15 protein-coding genes and 1 pseudogene are annotated in these 18,043 nt (G+C 42.8%); 14 read left to right on the top strand and 2 right to left on the bottom strand.

Features of this window, described 5'->3' with window-relative positions:
* The first annotated feature begins 1 nt into the window (after window position 1).
* Together Q4486_RS00635 and Q4486_RS00630 are read left to right on the top strand one after the other, a co-directional pair.
* Window positions 2-1,306: a porin family protein gene (locus Q4486_RS00635; RefSeq protein ID WP_303517612.1), complete on the top strand. Its 1,305-nt coding sequence runs from the start codon at window positions 2-4 to the stop codon at window positions 1,304-1,306.
* A 10-nt stretch (window positions 1,307-1,316) separates the two neighbouring features.
* Window positions 1,317-2,879, top strand: coding sequence for a FecR family protein (locus Q4486_RS00630; RefSeq protein WP_303517609.1), 1,563 nt, complete (start codon window positions 1,317-1,319; stop codon window positions 2,877-2,879).
* A 17-nt stretch (window positions 2,880-2,896) separates the two neighbouring features.
* Here the strand turns inward: Q4486_RS00630 and Q4486_RS00625 are convergent, their stop codons facing one another.
* A complete protein-coding gene (locus Q4486_RS00625) occupies window positions 2,897-3,664 on the bottom strand; it encodes an MBL fold metallo-hydrolase (RefSeq protein ID WP_303517606.1) in 768 nt (255 codons plus the stop codon).
* A 412-nt stretch (window positions 3,665-4,076) separates the two neighbouring features.
* Between Q4486_RS00625 and Q4486_RS00620 the strand changes: the two genes are divergently transcribed.
* Window positions 4,077-6,272 carry a CHASE2 domain-containing protein gene (locus tag Q4486_RS00620; protein ID WP_303517604.1) on the top strand — a complete coding sequence of 732 codons (2,196 nt, stop codon included), beginning with the start codon at window positions 4,077-4,079 and terminating at the stop codon, window positions 6,270-6,272.
* Window positions 6,273-6,278: 6 nt separating this feature from the next.
* Here Q4486_RS00620 and Q4486_RS00615 read toward each other — a convergent pair whose 3' ends face one another.
* On the bottom strand, window positions 6,279-6,848 hold the full coding sequence (locus Q4486_RS00615) for an HD-GYP domain-containing protein (RefSeq protein WP_303517601.1): 570 nt from the start codon (window positions 6,846-6,848) through the stop codon (window positions 6,279-6,281).
* Between Q4486_RS00615 and Q4486_RS00610 the strand changes: the two are divergent.
* The 11 genes and pseudogenes from Q4486_RS00610 to Q4486_RS00560 form a co-directional block, all read left to right on the top strand.
* A pseudogene (locus Q4486_RS00610) lies at window positions 6,820-7,245 on the top strand (ABC transporter substrate-binding protein); the annotation flags it as partial. The gene Q4486_RS00615 and the pseudogene Q4486_RS00610 sit on opposite strands and share 29 nt — an antisense overlap.
* Before the next feature lie 172 nt (window positions 7,246-7,417).
* A complete protein-coding gene (locus Q4486_RS00605; protein WP_303416488.1) occupies window positions 7,418-7,954 on the top strand; it encodes a TRAP transporter small permease subunit in 537 nt (178 codons plus the stop codon).
* Window positions 7,955-7,966: 12 nt separating this feature from the next.
* Window positions 7,967-9,256 (top strand): TRAP transporter large permease subunit, encoded by a 1,290-nt coding sequence (locus tag Q4486_RS00600; RefSeq protein WP_303517599.1) that lies wholly within the window; start codon window positions 7,967-7,969, stop codon window positions 9,254-9,256.
* Between the two features lie 217 nt (window positions 9,257-9,473).
* Entirely contained in the window at window positions 9,474-10,544 is a 1,071-nt protein-coding gene (locus Q4486_RS00595) for a TRAP transporter substrate-binding protein (protein ID WP_303517598.1), read from the top strand.
* 658 nt (window positions 10,545-11,202) lie between these two features.
* On the top strand, window positions 11,203-11,382 hold the full coding sequence (locus Q4486_RS00590) for a hypothetical protein (protein WP_303416491.1): 180 nt from the start codon (window positions 11,203-11,205) through the stop codon (window positions 11,380-11,382).
* A 109-nt stretch (window positions 11,383-11,491) separates the two neighbouring features.
* Window positions 11,492-12,559: a type II secretion system protein gene (locus tag Q4486_RS00585; protein WP_303517596.1), complete on the top strand. Its 1,068-nt coding sequence runs from the start codon at window positions 11,492-11,494 to the stop codon at window positions 12,557-12,559.
* Window positions 12,560-12,753: 194 nt separating this feature from the next.
* On the top strand, window positions 12,754-13,599 hold the full coding sequence (locus Q4486_RS00580) for a type II secretion system protein (protein ID WP_303517594.1): 846 nt from the start codon (window positions 12,754-12,756) through the stop codon (window positions 13,597-13,599).
* Window positions 13,587-14,588: a type II secretion system protein gene (locus Q4486_RS00575; protein WP_303517591.1), complete on the top strand. Its 1,002-nt coding sequence runs from the start codon at window positions 13,587-13,589 to the stop codon at window positions 14,586-14,588. The genes Q4486_RS00580 and Q4486_RS00575 overlap by 13 nt, the downstream gene beginning before the upstream one ends.
* Window positions 14,588-16,318 (top strand): hypothetical protein, encoded by a 1,731-nt coding sequence (locus Q4486_RS00570; RefSeq protein ID WP_303517588.1) that lies wholly within the window; start codon window positions 14,588-14,590, stop codon window positions 16,316-16,318. The genes Q4486_RS00575 and Q4486_RS00570 overlap by 1 nt, the downstream gene beginning before the upstream one ends.
* Window positions 16,318-16,953 carry a hypothetical protein gene (locus tag Q4486_RS00565; protein ID WP_303517585.1) on the top strand — a complete coding sequence of 212 codons (636 nt, stop codon included), beginning with the start codon at window positions 16,318-16,320 and terminating at the stop codon, window positions 16,951-16,953. The genes Q4486_RS00570 and Q4486_RS00565 overlap by 1 nt, the downstream gene beginning before the upstream one ends.
* The gene (locus Q4486_RS00560; RefSeq protein ID WP_303517582.1) at window positions 16,953-18,041 is read left to right on the top strand and encodes a type IV pilus twitching motility protein PilT; all 1,089 of its coding nucleotides are present in this window, start codon (window positions 16,953-16,955) and stop codon (window positions 18,039-18,041) included. The genes Q4486_RS00565 and Q4486_RS00560 overlap by 1 nt, the downstream gene beginning before the upstream one ends.
* The last annotated feature ends 2 nt before the right edge of the window (window positions 18,042-18,043 follow it).

Here is an 18,043-nt window from a genome sequence, read left to right as displayed (position 1 = left end):
AGTGTTCAGGAAATTATCTATTGGTCTGATGCTGAATGTAATGTGTTTGTCGACAACGGCAATGGCAGATACGGTCAGTGATTTGTCCCAGCTCCTTGAGAAAGGAGAGTCTGTAAAAGCCTACCAGTTATCGCTTGATAATCTTGATGAGATGGAAGGTGACCCTGCGTTTGATTTTCAGTATGGCGTAGCAGCTATTGATAGTGGGCATCTTAGTGAAGGTATTTTTGCTCTTGAGCGTGTTCATATGTTGGAACCTAAGAACTCGCTAGCGACGTTGGAACTGGCACGTGGTTATTATTTGATCGCTCAATATGAAAGAGCGCAGGTGTTATTTCAGCAGGTTGATGCAGAAAATCCACCCGATGTAGTCCGCGCGCGTATTCAGCAGTTTCTGACCCTGATTACAGAAAAAACGTCAATTTCACCGACTAAATTTAAGAGTTTTGTCGAACTGTGGACCGGTTACGATAGTAATATTAACTCGGGCCCTGGTGGGCAAACTAATGTGGTTATCCTAAGTGATAATGCATTAGGTCGTGGCGATCAATATGCGCAAGTCAGGGTTGGGTCGAGTGTTGAGCATGCTTACAATCCCGACAATGCGCTTGTGTTTAGTGCCAATGTCGATTCGCGTATTTACGATAGCGAAGATGAGCAAGACTACAATAATATTAATTTAAGCGCTGGGCATATATGGAAAGGTGAAGCTAATCAATTTCAATTCAACTTCAACCTACAAAAGTACCAGTTAGCCAATAACAACTACCGCGACATGTTTGGTATCACAGGCACGTGGAGTAAGCAGCTTAGTAAACGTTCGGTCATGAAGTTTTTCGTAGGGGCCAATGACCTCGCTTATGATGACCAGTCATGGAAAGATGCAACCCTGAGTAATGTAGGTGCAAGCTATATCTATGCAGGGGAGGGTGGCTTGCGTCCTCTTTATTTTATCAGTGCTTTTGCCGGAACAGAAAATCCAAAAACCGCGGGTATTTTAGCAAATGGCCAAGTTGACCGGGTTTTCCACGGCGGGAACTTAGGGATTCAGCTATCGCCTACTAGAGATATTAAATTGACACCCGCTATTACTTATCAACGCAGCGAATATAAAGGTAAAGATTGGATCTATAATATTAAGCGTAGGGATGATTTTACTATGTTTAATGTGAATATGGAGTGGATGGTTGCGCCCTCTTGGACAGTGTTAGCTAATTATAGTTTTACCGATATAGGCTCGAATATTGAGCTTTATGAATATGACCGCCAGCAAGTAATGCTGGGTTTGCGTTATAACTTTCAGTGAGATTTAGCATATGAAAACCTATGTCACGGCGGCTCTATTTATTCTTTTTTCTAGTTTTGTTTCTGCTGCGCCTCAAAGCGTAGGTACCGTTATTCTGAGCTTTGGTCAGAATACGGCAGAGTCTGAGGGCACTCAGCGAGTTTTAAAGCGCAAGGTAGACATTTATGCCGATGACCTGTTGAAGACAGGAGATACGGGACGCTTACAGATACGCTTCACCGATGGCGCGCGCTTATCATTAAAGCCGGGTACTGAATTTAAAATAGCTGAATATCAATTTGATGAGGCTAATCCTGAAGATGGAAAAGCGGTTTACCGGTTATTAAAAGGCGGTATGAGAACCCTGTCTGGCCAGATAGGTAAAGTGGATAAAGAGGATTACACATTAGATGCGGTTGTGGCGACAATCGGTATTCGTGGTACTGACTTTACCGTTGATAAGCAGGGCGATGAGGTCAAGGGGAGCGTTAATAATGGTGCGATTAACGTAGCTAATAAAGGGGGAGCCAGTGATATTGCAAAAGGCTTCTCGTTTCAGTTGGTGGGCGCTGAGGGAACGATAAATATATTCCGGACAGCGACTGCGGTTCGTCGATCCCTTGATAGTAAGGATATTTCTGTGCCAGCCTCTCAAGTGGATAGTGAGAGTACGCAACAAATTACAGTGGCAGCTTCACCTAACCCAACAGGAAATGGTGAAGCCGCATCGGATGAAAGTGTCGTCGCTTTGGCTTTCTCGCAAGTGAATCTTGGTGGTGTAGAGGTCTCAGCAGGTAGTGTTGAAGGTGCTGACCGTAATTCTGATATTACAATAGATCGTACGCTGAGTGGCGGGGATGTTGTAACAGGCGTCGTCTTTAACGATGAAAGTAGTTTATCGTCCGATCCTTGTTCTCCTTGTGTTATATCTAGCCCGTCTCTGTTAGGGGTTGTGCTTGATCAAGGTGAGAGTACGGTCGGTACGGCTAAAGTTAGCTGGGGGCGTTGGGCCAGCGGTTATACTGTCGTTGAAAATGGTTTGCCGACGGTCACATCGGGTAGCTTTCATTTTATGTACAGTGATGATTTGACCCCAGATTCGGTTATTACAAATAAAACAGGCGATTTTGTTTATCGATATGACGCTACGCATGGTGGATATACAAGCCCACAAAACGAAACGGGCGCCACAGGTACATTGAATGATTTTTCAACAGTCACTGGCACGGGTGGGCATGTATATAGTGGGACCTACTTTCGAGTCGATTTTGATGGGCAAAAGTTACTAGAAATAGGCGTTGAAGCCGATATATTGGGCAATTCTTATGAGTTGCGCGAAGCTGCGAGTGCTGATTTGAACTTAAGTAGTGTATTAAATGGTGAAGAGGTTGCATTAACCGGTACCTGTAGCGGACTAACCTGCGGTGCTGGTGTTGTGTCTACTGATCTTTCCGGTCATATGAGTATCGATTTTGTGGGTGATAATGCGGAAGGTGCTGTCACAAGTTATGCTGCTGAAGGGGTGAATGGATTGACCGGCGTATCGTCCAGCATCAATGGTACTATTTTTCTTGAAGGGGAGTCCTCTCCATAACTTAGGCAAGAAAGGCCTTAAGGAGAGCTTAGGTTAATTATCTGGTTGTGATGCAAACGATAAATCTGTTTATCAGGCAATAGTTGATGACACTGTTGCATAATGGTGTCTTCAAACCCAGGCTTTAAATGGGTGATCATGATTTTGCAATCATGGTTTAGCTGGGCTAATTGCTCTTGTAAGTGGCTTGGGGTTAAGTGGCCACTTAAGCGTGCGAGTTCATCTATTTCGTCGGTAAACGAGACATCAATAATCAGTAGATCCGGTTTACGATCATTTAATATAGGCCAAAGTTCATCGTTAATGCCTGAATCACCGGTAAACGCAAAAGATGCGTTTGCGTCAGATATTAAATAGCCAACCGTTGGAGTAGGGTGCTGCGCGGGCAGCACTTCAATGTTTTTGTCTTGTAGAGAGAGCTTGTCGCCTTTTTTGATCTTGTGCAGGCGGATAATTGGCGATTCTTCAGGCAGGCAAGTGTAATCGGGCCAAATAGTCCAGTTAAAGATATGCTGCTTCAAAGCATCAATAACTTCAGGAAGTGCATAAATATTTAGAGGCTCTTTATGCTGATCAAAGATAGTGGCAAGCATGAGAGGTAGGCCGATAATATGGTCTATATGTGCATGGGTAATGATAACATCGCGTATTTTTAACATACGCTCCATTGTTAGTAGTTCGAGACCTGTACCTGCATCGAGCAGTAACGAATCATCTACCAAAAATGTTGTAGTTTTTAAGCCTTGACCTATACCGCCACTACAACCTAACACGTCGATCTTCACGTTCCACCTCAGATGTGGCTATCTAAATTAAGTACACTACTTATGCACAGTATGGTAGTTGGGTATAACAAAAGCGACAGCAAAAAAATAGGACAACCAAATCGTTGCAGGTGCTGACTTTTTGGTAAAACAAACTTTTGCTGAGTACGACAGTTTTATATAAACGCCAACGGTTATTCAAGATACAGATATTAGTCCGTTGCAGCAAATGAATCAGTTTGAAATTTCAGGTTATAAAAAGGTGGGCGCTTTCTATATTCGACTCTGTAGCGGAAGTTCAACATTTGACCTGCTTTATAGCTGTCGCGCGCAAATAAAACTGTTATTTTTATGCAGTATAAATCTAATAAAACCTATGGCGAATGGATTGAGCCTCCTTGGTTCGCTTCGTCAAACTGTTGCTGAGTAGTCTATGAGACAAAGAAAAATCAGGACATTGTTGGGTATCTTTCTCACCATTCTAATGATAGTTCCTGTGGTAACCGGCGATCGTCCTGAGCTATTTGAACGTTTTGAGCATGACCTTTATGACTTACGTTTACGTCAGTTTCTTTCCAAAGAGAAAGATCCTCGTATTGTTATTGTTGATGTTGATGAAAAAAGCCTTGCTGCGGAAGGGCGCTGGCCATGGAATCGTTCAAAGTTAGCACGTATGGTTGATCAGTTATTTGATAACTATGGTGTGGCCATCGTAGGCTTTGATATGGTGTTTTCAGAAGCTGATCAAAGTATTGATTTAGTTGAGCTTAAACAGTTTTTTGAAAATAAAAGTACCGATCACGATGTAACTACGCTGCTTAAAACGCTTAACTCGGATGCTCATTTTGCCCGTGTAATAGCTGATAGGCCTGTTGTATTGGGTTATCTATTTGACCGTAGTACTAAGCAGCTACAAGTAGGCCATCCAGGAAAAGCGGTGATAGGTGAAGATCCCGCTTTAGCTGAGTTGCCTATTCCTGAAGCGAACGGTGTGATCTCTAGTTTGAATGCGCTACAAAGTAAGGGTGTTCGTAATGGCTTTTTTGATAACCCAATGGTTGATTCCGATGGTGTTTATCGACGCGTACCTATACTGCAGCGCTTTGAAGGTCAATATTATCCATCCTTAGCCTTAGCGATGATGTTAGCGTTGTTTGAGGAAGATCAGGTGCTGCCGGTTATTGAAACGGATGCAACAGAGGAGAGGAGTGCTTTAGTGGCCGTTGAAGCAGCAGGCATACGTATCCCTGTTGATCAACATAGCGCAGTGCTGGTTCCTTATCGAGGCCCACAAGGGAGTTTTCCCTACGTTTCGGCTACCGATATTATTAATGGGGTTGCTGATCCTGAGTTACTGGAGGGCACGATTGTTTTAGTTGGAACAAGTGCGGCGGGTCTATTGGACCTTAGGGTGACACCTATGAGTAATCGTTACTCTGGAGTGGAGGTCCATGCCAATATTTTATCCGGCATGTTGGATGGGAGTTTTCATCACCAACCTGATTACACGCTCGGAGTTGAGATCGTCCAGCTTATTTTTTGCGGTCTACTCTTATCGATCGTTATTCCTCGATTATCAGTATTTTTATCAACGATTATCACACTGGCCATTGGTGGGGTGGTCATCGCTCTGAATCTCTATGCATGGCAGCAACTATTATGGGTAATTCCGCTGGGTTATACCTTAATTTTAATTAGTGTGTTGTACCTTTTTCAGCAAACGACAGGTTACTTTTTTGAAACCCGAAATATAGCCCAATTGGCGAATCAGTTCGGACAGTATATTCCGCCCGAGGTGGTGGAAGAGTTAAGTCAGCAGGATCAATCCGTGCAGCTTTCTGGTGAAAGTCGGGAGATGAGCGTTTTTTTCTCAGATGTTCGGGATTTTACCAGCCTTTCAGAGCAGCTGACGCCTCAACAGTTAACTCGTTTAATGAATATCTATTTAACGGGCATGACTAAGGTGATTCATGAGCAGCGCGGTACTGTGGATAAGTATATAGGGGATGCTGTGATGGCTTTTTGGGGAGCGCCCCTTAAAGATGAAGATCATGCTCGTCATGCCTTGCAAGCCGCGTTAGAGATGCTTGCACTGTTGCCGGAACTTAATCAGCAATTAGAGCAAGAGGGGTTGCCCGCGGTTCGTGTAGGTATGGGTATTAACAGTGGTTTAATGAATGTGGGTAATATGGGCTCCTCTTTCCGTATGGCGTATACGGTCATGGGAGACGCGGTTAATTTAGGTGCACGTTTGGAAGGGCTGACCAAATATTATGGTACGCCGTTGCTGGTAAGTGGTGAATTAGCGCAAAAAGTACCTGAGTACCTATACCGTAAATTAGATAGAGTGCAGGTTAAAGGTCGTAATGAGGCGGTGGATGTTCTCGAGCCTATAGGGTTACGTGAACAGTGCACACAACATGAAAAAAACGCAGTCGATCTATTCCAAAAAGGTATTCAGGCCTATTCGACAAAACAGTGGGATGAGGCTCAGGATATTTTTGAGGCTTATCTATGTCAAGCTACAGAAGATACAATGGCACGGATTTATCTGCACCGTATTGCTGAATATAAAGATGCTGCACTCCCAGCTGATTGGTGCGGAGTCTTTAGCCATACCAGTAAGTAAGAGCGTTTATTGCAAACCAGGAAGTGAGTGGATATCAAAGGTATCTATCTGGCGGGGTGCCATATGCTTTTGTGCATAAGTGAGATAAGCCCCACTTTCTGCAAACAGTTTGAATAAGTCACCATCTAAGTGGTTGTCCTCTACCATACGGCCTAAAATAGTCATGGCTTGGGATAAAAGCATGCCTTTTTTATAAGGTCGATCGGGGGAGGTGAGTGCCTCAAAAATATCTGCGATGCACATAATACGTGCTCGGGTTGAGAGATCATCCGCCTTCAAACCTCTAGGGTAACCACTGCCATCTAAGTGTTCGTGGTGGTTACAGGCGATCTCGGGTACCTGTTTCAGTTGTTTAGGGTAGTTCAGAGATTCCAGCATATCGATGGAGACTTTAATATGATCCCGCATAATCTGACGTTCATTTTCAGTTAGCGTTCCTTTGCGAATACATAGATTATCGGTTTCATCTCTGCTCAATAGTTGGCGGATTTTCCCCTCTACATCAACCCAGCTGATATCTGCAATACTTAGGACGCGGGCGATATCCTCACTTGATCTACGTATGGGTTTCCACAAAATTGCACCGTTCTATTATACGGGTTGGCATGAACCTGCTACAGAGTTGCAGTTCCTTATCAACAAAAAAGCATACGCAAGGTTACCAGCTGATCTACAACAGATCCTGAAAACGGCTATGCGTACTGCAGCGTATGATATGTACATTCAGTCTTACCATGCATCTGCAGAGAACTGGGCTAGCATGAAATCTGAGTTCCCAAATATTCAGGTTAAAACTTTCCCGCCAGAAGTTATCGCAGCAATGCGTAAAGCAAATGATGAATTGCTTGCAGAGAAAGCAGCGGCTGATCCATTAGCTAAGAAAATCTTAGAATCACAGTCTTCATACATGGCTAAAGCCCGTGTGTGGACTAATATCTCTGATAAAGCTTACTTGAACAGTTTGTCTGACTAAGCGTATCTCTAATAAGGCCTGTTGAAGGGGCAGGTCTTATTTAATTACGTTGTTCCACAGGGTGACTAATTATTTAGTTACCCTTTATTATCTAAAGTTAAAGAACCTCCGTTGGTATTTTGAGTGTTGTCCCTATTCAGGGTGCCATTATCTATTTTTTCTTGGAGCTAGCATGTTTCTATTGAGACTGGAGCAGGTGATCAACAGCTTTTCAGAGCTGATGGGTAAGATCTCTGCAGTCCTATTTGTGTTAATGCTATTCAATGTCTTTATTGATGTTGTTATGCGCTATGTTTTTAATGATGTTTCTATAGGGATGCAGGAGATGGAGTGGCACCTTTACGCTGCTGTCTTTCTTTTAGGCGTACCTTATACATTAAAGGCCGGCGGACATGTACGTGTGGATCTTATTTATGAAGGCCTCAGTGCAAAGACTAAAGCTATAATTGACATGTTAGGTTGCTTGATACTGTTATTTCCTTTCTGCGCGTTAGTGGGCTGGTATGGTGTTGATTTTGCGCGTGAGGCATTTGAGCTGGGCGAGACATCGGGTGATCCTGGTGGCCTACCTTATCGCTGGCTTATTAAATCTGTAATTCCTTTTGCTTTCTTCGCTATGTTAATTAGCGGTGTGGGTCTATTCCTTAAATCTTTAAACGTTTACCTAGGTAATAGCCAGGCAGACGATTATCAACCCCCACAACATTAAGAGGCCTTAGTAATGATTGGTATTGTCATGTTCGCGGTGGCGCTGCTTATGCTGCTTGTCGGCTTCCCAGTTGCTTTTACCTTTGGTGGCGTTGCTTTGCTTTTCGGTGTTTTTGCCGAAGGTGCAGAAATGTTCGCTTTTATGCCATTCCGTATTCAGAGCATTATGGAAAATACGGTATTGATGGCGGTTCCTCTGTTTATTTTTATGGGGATTGTTTTACAGAAAACTCAATTGGCTGAGCAGTTGCTTGAGTCTATGGGTAAGCTTTTTGGTGGTGTACGTGGTGGTTTAGCGATCTCTACCGTATTAGTCGGTGCGCTTTTAGCAGCATCTACAGGTGTTGTAGGTGCATCGGTTGTTGCGATGGGGTTGATCTCATTGCCGGTGATGTTGAAGTATAAATACGATAAATCTCTAGCCTGCGGTACTATCTGTGCATCAGGTACCTTAGGTCAAATTATTCCACCGTCGATCATTCTAATTATCTTAGGTGATGTACTTGGTATTCCTGTTGGCGATCTATTTAAAGCCGCAGTGGGTCCAGGTCTAATGTTGATCGGTATCTACGTTGTTTATATCTTGATTTACAGTTATTTGAAGCCAGAAGCGGCGCCAGCTCTGCCTTTAGATGATGATGTGAAGAACAAGCGAGAGCAGTACACAAAAGCGTTAATCGCCATTGTACCTCCTTTAGCATTGATTTTGATCGTTCTCGGTTCTATCTTTGCCGGTATCGCTACACCAACAGAATCCTCAGCTTTAGGTGGTGTTGGTGCTATAGTGCTAGCGGCTCTTTATCGCCAGTTTAGCTGGAAAATGGTTTTAGACTCAGCTCAAGAAACCGTTAAAGTGACGGCGATGGTTTTTGCTATATTATTGGGCGCTACCGCGTTCTCTATGGCATTTACCTACACAGGCGGTGATTACATTGTAGAAGAGATTTTATCGGATCTACCCGGCGGTGCTACAGGCTTCTTGATCCTGTCTATGCTGGCTATTTTGGTCTTAGGTTTCTTTATCGATTTTGTTGAAATTAGTTTTATTATCGTACCGATTCTTGCGCCGGTGGCGGATGCTTTTGGTATAGCGCCTGTTTGGTTTGCGATTTTGATTGCGATGAACCTACAGACTAGTTTCTTAACGCCTCCATTTGGATTTAGTCTATTTTATCTTAAAGGGGTTGCACCGCCGCAAGTCACTACAATAGATATTTACCGAGGTGTGATGCCGTTTATCATAATGCAGGTAGCTGTTGTTGTTTCAATACTTCTATTCCCTGCTTTCTACGGGCTTTCCTAAAGATAGCTGGTGTATTAACGGCGGTTGTATTGCTATGGGCTAGTGATAGCCCATTTTATAATCCATTCCCATGTTCAGCTCTGTTATATGAGCTGATTAATTGCCTCGTTTTACGGGGCATTTTTTTATCTAATCTTTGTGTTTGATTTGAGAGGTAGGGCTTAGCATATTACTATGCAGGCTTTAATCACTTAATGATGCTTAGGAATATAGGTAGATGTGGGTAGAGAGAATAAAGAACGGTATTGTACTGTGCTGTTGTTTCCTGATTACTACGCTGGTGCACGCAGAAGATAAAGTTTATCGTTTAAAGTTGGCCGAAACATGGGGCACGAATACCCCTATATTAAGTGAAACTTCCCGCCACATGGTGCAATTGGCTGAGGTTATGTCCAATGGCCGGCTGAAGATAAGAATTGATTCCAGTAATAAACATAAAGCCCCCTTTGGTGTATTCGATATGGTCCGAGCGGGTCAGTATGATATTGGCCATACGGCTTCATATTATTGGAAAGGTAAGGTGCCTAATACCCTTTATTTTACGACTATGCCTTTTGGAATGACTGCACCTGAACAGTATGCTTGGTTCTACTTTGATGAGGGTCAATCGTTAATGAACGAGGTTTATGCGCCCTTTGGGATGTACTCTTTTCCTGGTGGGAATACGGGAGTGCAGATGGGTGGCTGGTTCCAGAAAGAGATTAATTCGCTTGAAGATGTACAAGGGCTAAAAATACGTATTCCGGGTTTTGCCGGAGAGATCTGGGCCAAGTTAGGTGCTAAGCCGGTCAATATTGCGCCTGGTGATCTATATACCTCATTAGAGCGACGTACAATTGATGCTGTTGAGTGGGTTGGACCGTCGCTTGATCTGAGAATGGGGTACCATAAAATTGCGCCTTTCTATTATACAGGTTGGCATGAGCCTGCGAGTGAGTTGCAGTTCTTAGTCAATCAAAAGTCATTCTCTCGATTGCCTAAGGATCTCCAGCAGATATTAAAAACTGCGATGCGCTTGGCTGCTTATGATATGTATATTAATACTCAGCATGAATCGGCAGCTAACTGGTCAAGTATGAAAAGTGAGTACCCGGATATTCAGATTAAGTCGTTTCCTACGGACGTTATTAAGGCGATGCAAAAAGCGAATAATGAACTGTTAGCTGAGCATGCAGGAAAGGATCCGTTAGCGAAACGTATTCAGGACTCTCAAGCAGCCTATATGGCTAAAGCACGAGCGTGGACTGAAATATCGGATAAGGCTTATTTAAATAGTTTATCTAATTAGTAGTTTTCCCATTAATTTACAATCAATTGAAGCTGGAATAAGTTGAAGGCTCTAGCTCTTTAAGCTTGTTTTGGCTTCTTTTTTGGGCTTTGTATGTCTTATATAAAGCTACTGTTCTTTCTTACCTCTTCCCGTAGCTTCTTTCTGATCGTCTTAAGATTACCTATATCTCATATATGAAAATCAATGGGTTATAGGATTTTTTCCCATATTTGTACCTGATCCTTTAGGGGATCTAGGTTGATTTTTCTCACTTAAATTTGAGAAAAGCTGTTTTACCAAAGCTAGCTGTAAGTCGAATAAAAATTTGGCTGGATTTTAAAAAAGGAATTTTTCCTATAACACCCAATTTATTTATGAATATATGATCGGACACATAAATTTTTAGATGGGGCAGGGAAGGTAAGAGCTATAGGTAGCCGTAGGTGTGCAGAGCTATCAACTCAGTTTTGATAAATTACTTTTTCACAAAGGCTTGGGAATATTTCCCGAACCGATTGGGAGAAAAGAATATTCGAAAGTTTGTAAGGCTTCTTCCTAAATACAATGTTTTTACTTAGCGCTCACCTCTACTATGAAAAATCATAAAAAGCCAGATGTATAAGCCCGTTCTTTGTAGGCGTACAGAATTTAAAAAAATAAAGGTTGGAGCTGTGCTGTGCAAGCTGATCATAAAACCGCTGAGTTGGCTAAAAAGAAGTTACTTGAGCTATTCGATGATGTGTTAAGTCACGATGGCTTTGGCGAAATACGTGTTGAAACGAAAATTCTTAAACGTCAGCAAAAAGAAGTTATTTTACATTGTGGAAAGCAATACCGCTTTGTTGTTGATGTGTAAAAAATAGATATGAGATAAGAGTGCAATGAGGGTTTGCATCTTCTAAAAATAAAAATAGAAATCCAAAAGTCTGTACGAGACAGATGCGGTAAATGTGTTGAGAAAAAAGATGAATACTAAAAAAATAAAAAATACGATAGCTAAATTTAAGAAAGCTGACTTATCCCAAGTTCAGGACGTTGAGTTGCGTAGTAAGGGTGAAAAATTACAAGCGAAGCAGGGTGGTTTTACCTTGCTTGAGCTTTTGGTCGTAGTGGCAATCTTGGCCATTATCGCCGGTGCAGTTATCTCTAATATGGACGGTAAAGAGGAAGGCGCAGCCCAAGCGACCGCTGTTCATACTATGGCTACCCTAGAAAATAGTATGAATATCTTCAGTGTTGTAGAAAAGCGCAAGCTGCCTGGTGGATTGGATTCGCTGATCTGTTCTACCGGTGTTACTGCTTCGGGAGCTGAGCTATCCGTAGATATTTCTTCGTTAGATGGAGGCACCTCAACTGTATTGAGTGCTGGCGGAAACACATCTAATCTACAGCGTATACATGGTGGTCTTACTAACGATATGTATGGCAAGTTGCAATTGGTAGATGTGACATCTGGCGCTTTAGATACATTGTCTGAGAATGGCTTAACCTCTCTTCGTTATGTTCGTGGTACTGTTTGTAATGCTACGGCAGAAGAGACAATTGCAGGTAGTGTTGAGGATGTGGCACTGGTTGATGTTACTAAACCTTCTATGATTTTTAATGATCTTGTAGCCGATGATGATGAATGGGAGTTTGGTGCAGGTGCTGCTGCGGACTTTACTGATCTTTCTGGTATAACAACAGAGGCTGTTCCTATGGCATTCTTTAATGAGCCTGAAGAATTAGGGCAAGATGAAGAAGCTGTATTAGCTGTTTTTGGTGTTGGGCCAGGTGCTGATTTGGGTGCAGTTATCGCGCGTGCGCCACAAGATGGTAATGCACCTGCGGATAAATATTCTAACTTCTCTATTGTCGTTAAAATAGCTGAATGTCCAGATGGCGAAAGTATTGAAGACTTCGGTGCTGGTGATTGTCAGGTGGCCGACTGGGACGAGGTAGGCGAGGATATGGAAGTAATCGCAGTTCTGGATGCTGGTGGCGATGCTTACGATGATGAGATTGCAGAAGCAAAAGGTAACGAAGAAGAGTAATCACTCCTCCTGATTTTGGCAGAGGGGGAACCCTCTGCCTTTTTTTGATCTTAACTAATCGAGTGATTATATGATGCAAAACGGTTGTGAGTGATTTATGCCAAAGAGCATAAGTTGCCAAAGCCTTGATCGAAAAAATTAGCTAGCTTGCCCTAGCAATTATTATAAAAACAATAAAAATCATGTGGCTATCAATGTATTTAGCAGACAGAAGTAAAATAGTGGTTCCATCAAACCGTTTTCCTAAAAGCGTCAAGGACGATACTTTTAGGAAAGCGGTTTTCCGTTATCAGTCCGGTTTTACCTTATTAGAGATGTTAGTTGTTGCGGCGTTGCTGTTAGTCATAGCCGGTGGTGTTGTAACGTCGTTTCGTGATGTGGGCTCCGATGCTACAGAGCAAGCGGCCCGTTATCAAATGCAACAAATAGGTGAAGCGATAGAAGCCTACTATTCCGATACTGGTGTGATTCCTTCCCGTGACACTCCTGCCGATCTATCTTTCCTTTTTGTTAAACCTGCCTCAGCTGCGGACTGGAGTATTGATTACCGCCGCGGTTGGCGCGGTCCCTATTTAAGTGGCCATAAATATCTTTATGTGGATATAGGTGATGATCTGACTGCTAGTGGCGCTGATGCTACGCAGGGACAACCCTATTTCATCTATAACACCGAGTTAGAATCGGTGGTTGCCATTGCGGACCCATTTGATCATTACCCCGTGGATGAGGGGGTCAGTCGTAGTAACGATGGATGCCATACCTCTACTTGTTTATTGGAATGGCGCAAAGTTTCAGAGGCCGATAGTACGTTATTTTCTCAGCTAGGGAGGCCTTATCTGGCCATAGATTTGGATCTATTGGCAGGCGAGCGCGATCCCTTTGTGCCGGGAGCTGCGCGTTTGGTGAGTTTGGGTTCTAACGGTGTGTATGAGCCCAACAGCTGTGATTACGCTGAGACCGTTAAAAGTGAGGACGATTATTGTAGTCAAGATCGATTATGCAGCAGCAGCGGGGATGATATCGTTTTATGTCTACGTTAATTGCTACGCATTCAATTGGCAAAAACCGGTGTCGTGCTAAGGTTAAGCAGCAAGGCTTCACATTGCTCGAATTAGTCTTAGTCATGCTCATTATCGGTTTAATCGCCAGTACCCCTTTAGCCTTTATTGATAACCAAGATAACCAGCTTCGTTATGATGAAACTTTAGCTAAAATGAAGCTCATTGAACGGGCTGTTTATAATCAATCTACCTACCAAAACCAACCGCTTTTATCTGGCTTTGTTGTCGATAATGGCGTTTTACCGCCTACCAGTGGCACGCCGTCGCAAGACCCTTCTGAGCTATTTCCCTTAATTGGAAAAAATGATGTCTGGAATATGGATAGCGGCAATGACTGGAGTTCATGGCAAGCGACTGCTCCTTATCTGAAGTTGAGTGCTTCAGGTAGCTCTTTAGCGTCCTCCTCATATGCTCAGCTGAAAGGTTATCGCGGTGCTTATTTACAAGAAGGTGTCGATAGTAATAACGAGTTTTTAGATGGTTGGAGTGTAGGTTTTGAAGTGAGCAGCACAGCGGTTGGTGATTACCAATTTAATTTTAAAGGGGATGATGGCTTACATCCTTCACCTTTTAATATATCGGTCTCTGGTGCAGTTTCGAGCTTAGATTGGCAGGTACCTTTGAATCAGCTTGATATTCAAGTAACGAATTACAGTGAAAAAACGCAGAAAGTTGCGCTAGCTGTTTTTAAAAATAAAGCAGTTTCCACCCCCGCAGAGCGTTGGACGACCTATTATTTCTCAGTAGCTGCGGCTTCTGGGGGAGTACCTTCAATCGAAAGGTCTCGCTTGTTTACTTCATCAGAGTGGATGGAAAGTGGTGCTAGTGTCACGCCTTCAAGTACTTATATTCCCGCAGGGCAGCATGCTGTTTTTGTGATTGATGACGCTAATGACATTACAGGCTATGACCATCTCTTAGTTATCCCGCGTTCTACGCAACCATCTTTACAGTTCGAGGTTGATTAATGTTGTCTTTCCTTAATAAAAAAACAGCGGGAAAAGGAATTCTTGTTCTTAAAGTCAACGGTTTTGATTTAAAAGCGACAGTTATTAATGGGAGTCGTGATGAATTAAAAATAACGGTTTCTGTTACCTCTCATAAGGTTGAGCCTATTGCTGCTTTAGGTGATGTCTTTGAGCAGTTGCAAAATGTATTAGGTAAAAATATGCCTAATACAGTGCTATTACTGCATGTTAGCGCGATCTCCGGTTTGGTTGAGGTGACCGAGAGTTTTGAATCTGAAGATAAAGGCAATCTTCTGGAGATGCTGCGTTGGGAGATGGAAGGCATTGTTGCAACTCAATCGCCAAATTGGGACTTAGGTTGGTTGCTGATGGGGCGTGGTTATATAAATGCTGAGCAGCGCGAGGCGCTAACAACCTTAGTAGCTGAAGAAAAGAATATGGCGGCACAGCCGAGTGGGCGAGGTCCGATGCGGTATGGTGAGGTTGCTCTTCGTGAACAGATGGTATCCAAAGAGCAGATTTCAGAATGCTTACATATTCAACAGCAGTTGCAGTTATCTGATCAACGCTTACTTACTCAATGGCGGCCTCAATTAGAAAAAGCGTCTGATTCAGCGGGGATGCTGGATGGGAGCGATGCAGTCAAAAAATATTTATGTACTTCTATGCCTATTGCCCAGCATCAACAATGGTTGGAAGCTGTCAAAAAAATAAGTGGTTCAGCTAATGTACCTCGTCTTAATTTAAGACAGGTTTATCCTTTTGCTGGCTCGACAGTACCTTTAGTGGGTGAGAGTGATGAAACCATTCTACTAACTGAATTTCATCAAGCTTATATCTACTGTGCGGTACTTTCTAATGGCCGTGTATTAGATGCTGCCATGATTAAGTGTTCTAACCAGCCGGTAGATATCTCATCGGTGGCTGACCTTATAGGCAATGGGGCTTTTGTTGATATAGCACGTTGGTTTGTTGCTGATTTTAATCATGCTTATTCAGAGCAGATCTCATATCTTGAAACCGTTTTGGCGCTTACACCAGAGTCGTTAGTCAGTCGTACGCAACTCAATGATGAGGCGCTGCTATGTGAACTTGGTGTTGCCCAACACTTTTTGGGGGCATCACCACTCTTATTAGCTCCACTAGCGGGTATGCCGCCGCCAGATCCTTTTTATCGCAGTAAAAACTTTAAAGTCTTTATGGGAGTGTTAACTGTCCCACTTTTTATTGCCGCTTATGAAGGTTATTACCATTGGACGCTTGAAGAAATTAGGCAGGAATTGATTACAAAAGAGGAGCAGTTGAATCGACTTAAAGAGTCTAAAAAAGAGCTGCGTAAAGAATCTCAAGAAGCGGGAAAAAATATCCAGTTATTTGAGGCAAAACAGAAAGATCTGACTCAGCTCCAATCTGAAAAGCAGTTGGTAGAACAAGTTATTGTTAAACGGCAGGCATTTATGGCGCGTTTATTACCCGTACTGTCTGAAAGTATTAATGATGGGGTCGTGTTGGAAACACTTAAAGAAACTAAGTGGTATGAGTTCTCTTTGACAGGAAAAGCGGTAGATCAAGCCAGTATTGATGACTTTAACCAAGTGCTATCTATCAGTTTAGAGGCGCTGCATATGTATGTAGCTAAAAGCCCTAGTAACTTTAGTGGTGATACGGCTTTGATGCAAAACGGTGTTTATGCTTTTGAGTTTTTGCTTAAACATCAGGAGGCAGAATAATGTCGTTGTTTGAGACTATGGCGCCACGGGAAAAATTGTTGTTACTGGTTTTAGGATTGACCTTGGTTCTAGGTGGCTACTTTTTTACCCGGGGATCAGATCTAAATACACAAGTTTTGATTTTAGATGAGCAGTTGCAATCGGCTAAAGACAAAATATCCCGAGAACAAAAGAGGGATAAGAAAATTGTTATACCTGAATTAAACGGTAAGCAGATTAAATCTAAAGATATTAAAAAATTGGATCTGCTCGTTGAGGAAGAAAAAGCACTCTTGTCAGGGTTTGGGCATGTATTTGTTGACCTACGCGATAAAACAAAAGTTGCTCAATTGGTAGGCGAGGTGAACCGTAATGCGAAAGAGAGCAACCTTCAGCTGCTCTCTAAAGTTCAAAGCCAAGCGAACCTTATTCAGTTTGTCTCTACAAAAACGAAGAAGGTCTCTGCTTCATCTCTCAATAGGCCCCTGTATGACCTGCATTTACAGGGTGGATATAGTGCATTGCATGGTTTTATTCAAAGACTCTCTAAATTGGAATACTCAGTTGTTCCGATCAAAGTACAGATTAGCCGAACTGACCGTACAGCATTGGGTGGCGGGCATGTGTTAGATATTCAGATTACGTTGGCATTGTAATGAATAGTCATTTTTATAAACAACAATTTGAAGATCTTTTGGCGTCTATGTTGGCACTCGGTGCCTCTGATATGCATGGCTCTGTAGATGTTTATCCGGTTTTTCGTATACAGGGAGAGTTACTCGAACAGAACCAGTTGCCTGTTTTAGAAAGAGGGACGCTGAAAGGGATGGCAGAGGCGCTTTTATCAGCAGAGCAGTTTGAGCATTTAACAACTCAACGTAGTTGTGACTTAGGTTATAGCAACGGGGTGGGTGAGCGTTTTCGGTTGAATTTTTATTTCGAGCGAGGAGGTTTAGCATTTGCGGTACGTGCATTAAATAATGCTTTTTGTACTTTCGAAGAGTTACGACTTCCCGCGCAACTAGAGGCTATTGCCGGCCAAAAGGATGGTCTAGTGCTTGTAACGGGTACTACAGGTAGTGGTAAATCTACAACCTTAGCGAGCATGATTAATAAGATTAATGAAGAGCGAGCCTGCCATATTCTGACGATTGAGGATCCGATAGAGTTTGTTCATCCGAATAAACGTTCGGTCGTCCATCAGCGAGAGGTCGGTGAGGATGTATTGAGCTTTGCTGATGCTATTCGCAGTGCTATGCGAGAAGATCCTGACGTTATGCTGTTAGGCGAAATGCGAGATCTTGAAACTATGCACGCGGCAATTACTGCTGCGGAAACCGGACATCTTGTGTTTGCGACACTGCATACTAATGATGCGGTGGGTGTTATAGATCGTCTTGTAGGTATGTTCCCTGGGAATCTGCAAAATACCGTTCGTCAGCAACTTTCCATGAGTTTACGTGCTGTAGTCACACAAATATTAGTACCCTCCGCAGATGGCTCTGGTCGTGTACCTGTGAATGAAATCCTGATGGTTAACGGTGCAGTGTCGAATCTGATCCGTGAGAAAAACTCTGCACAGATTCGTTCAGTGATGGAAACAGGTCGCTCACAAGGTAATCAAACCCTTGAATATGCTTTAGCTCTGCGTGTTAAAGATAAGCTAATTACTTATGAAAAAGCGCTGCAGTTAACCTATAGAAAAGAGCAGTTTGAAAACGCGCTCAAGGTTTTAAATAGGTAGGC

Source organism: Neptuniibacter sp. 2_MG-2023 (genome assembly GCF_030547495.1).
Taxonomy (GTDB): domain Bacteria; phylum Pseudomonadota; class Gammaproteobacteria; order Pseudomonadales; family Balneatricaceae; genus Neptuniibacter.
This window is presented reverse-complemented; position numbering and strand designations above follow the sequence as displayed.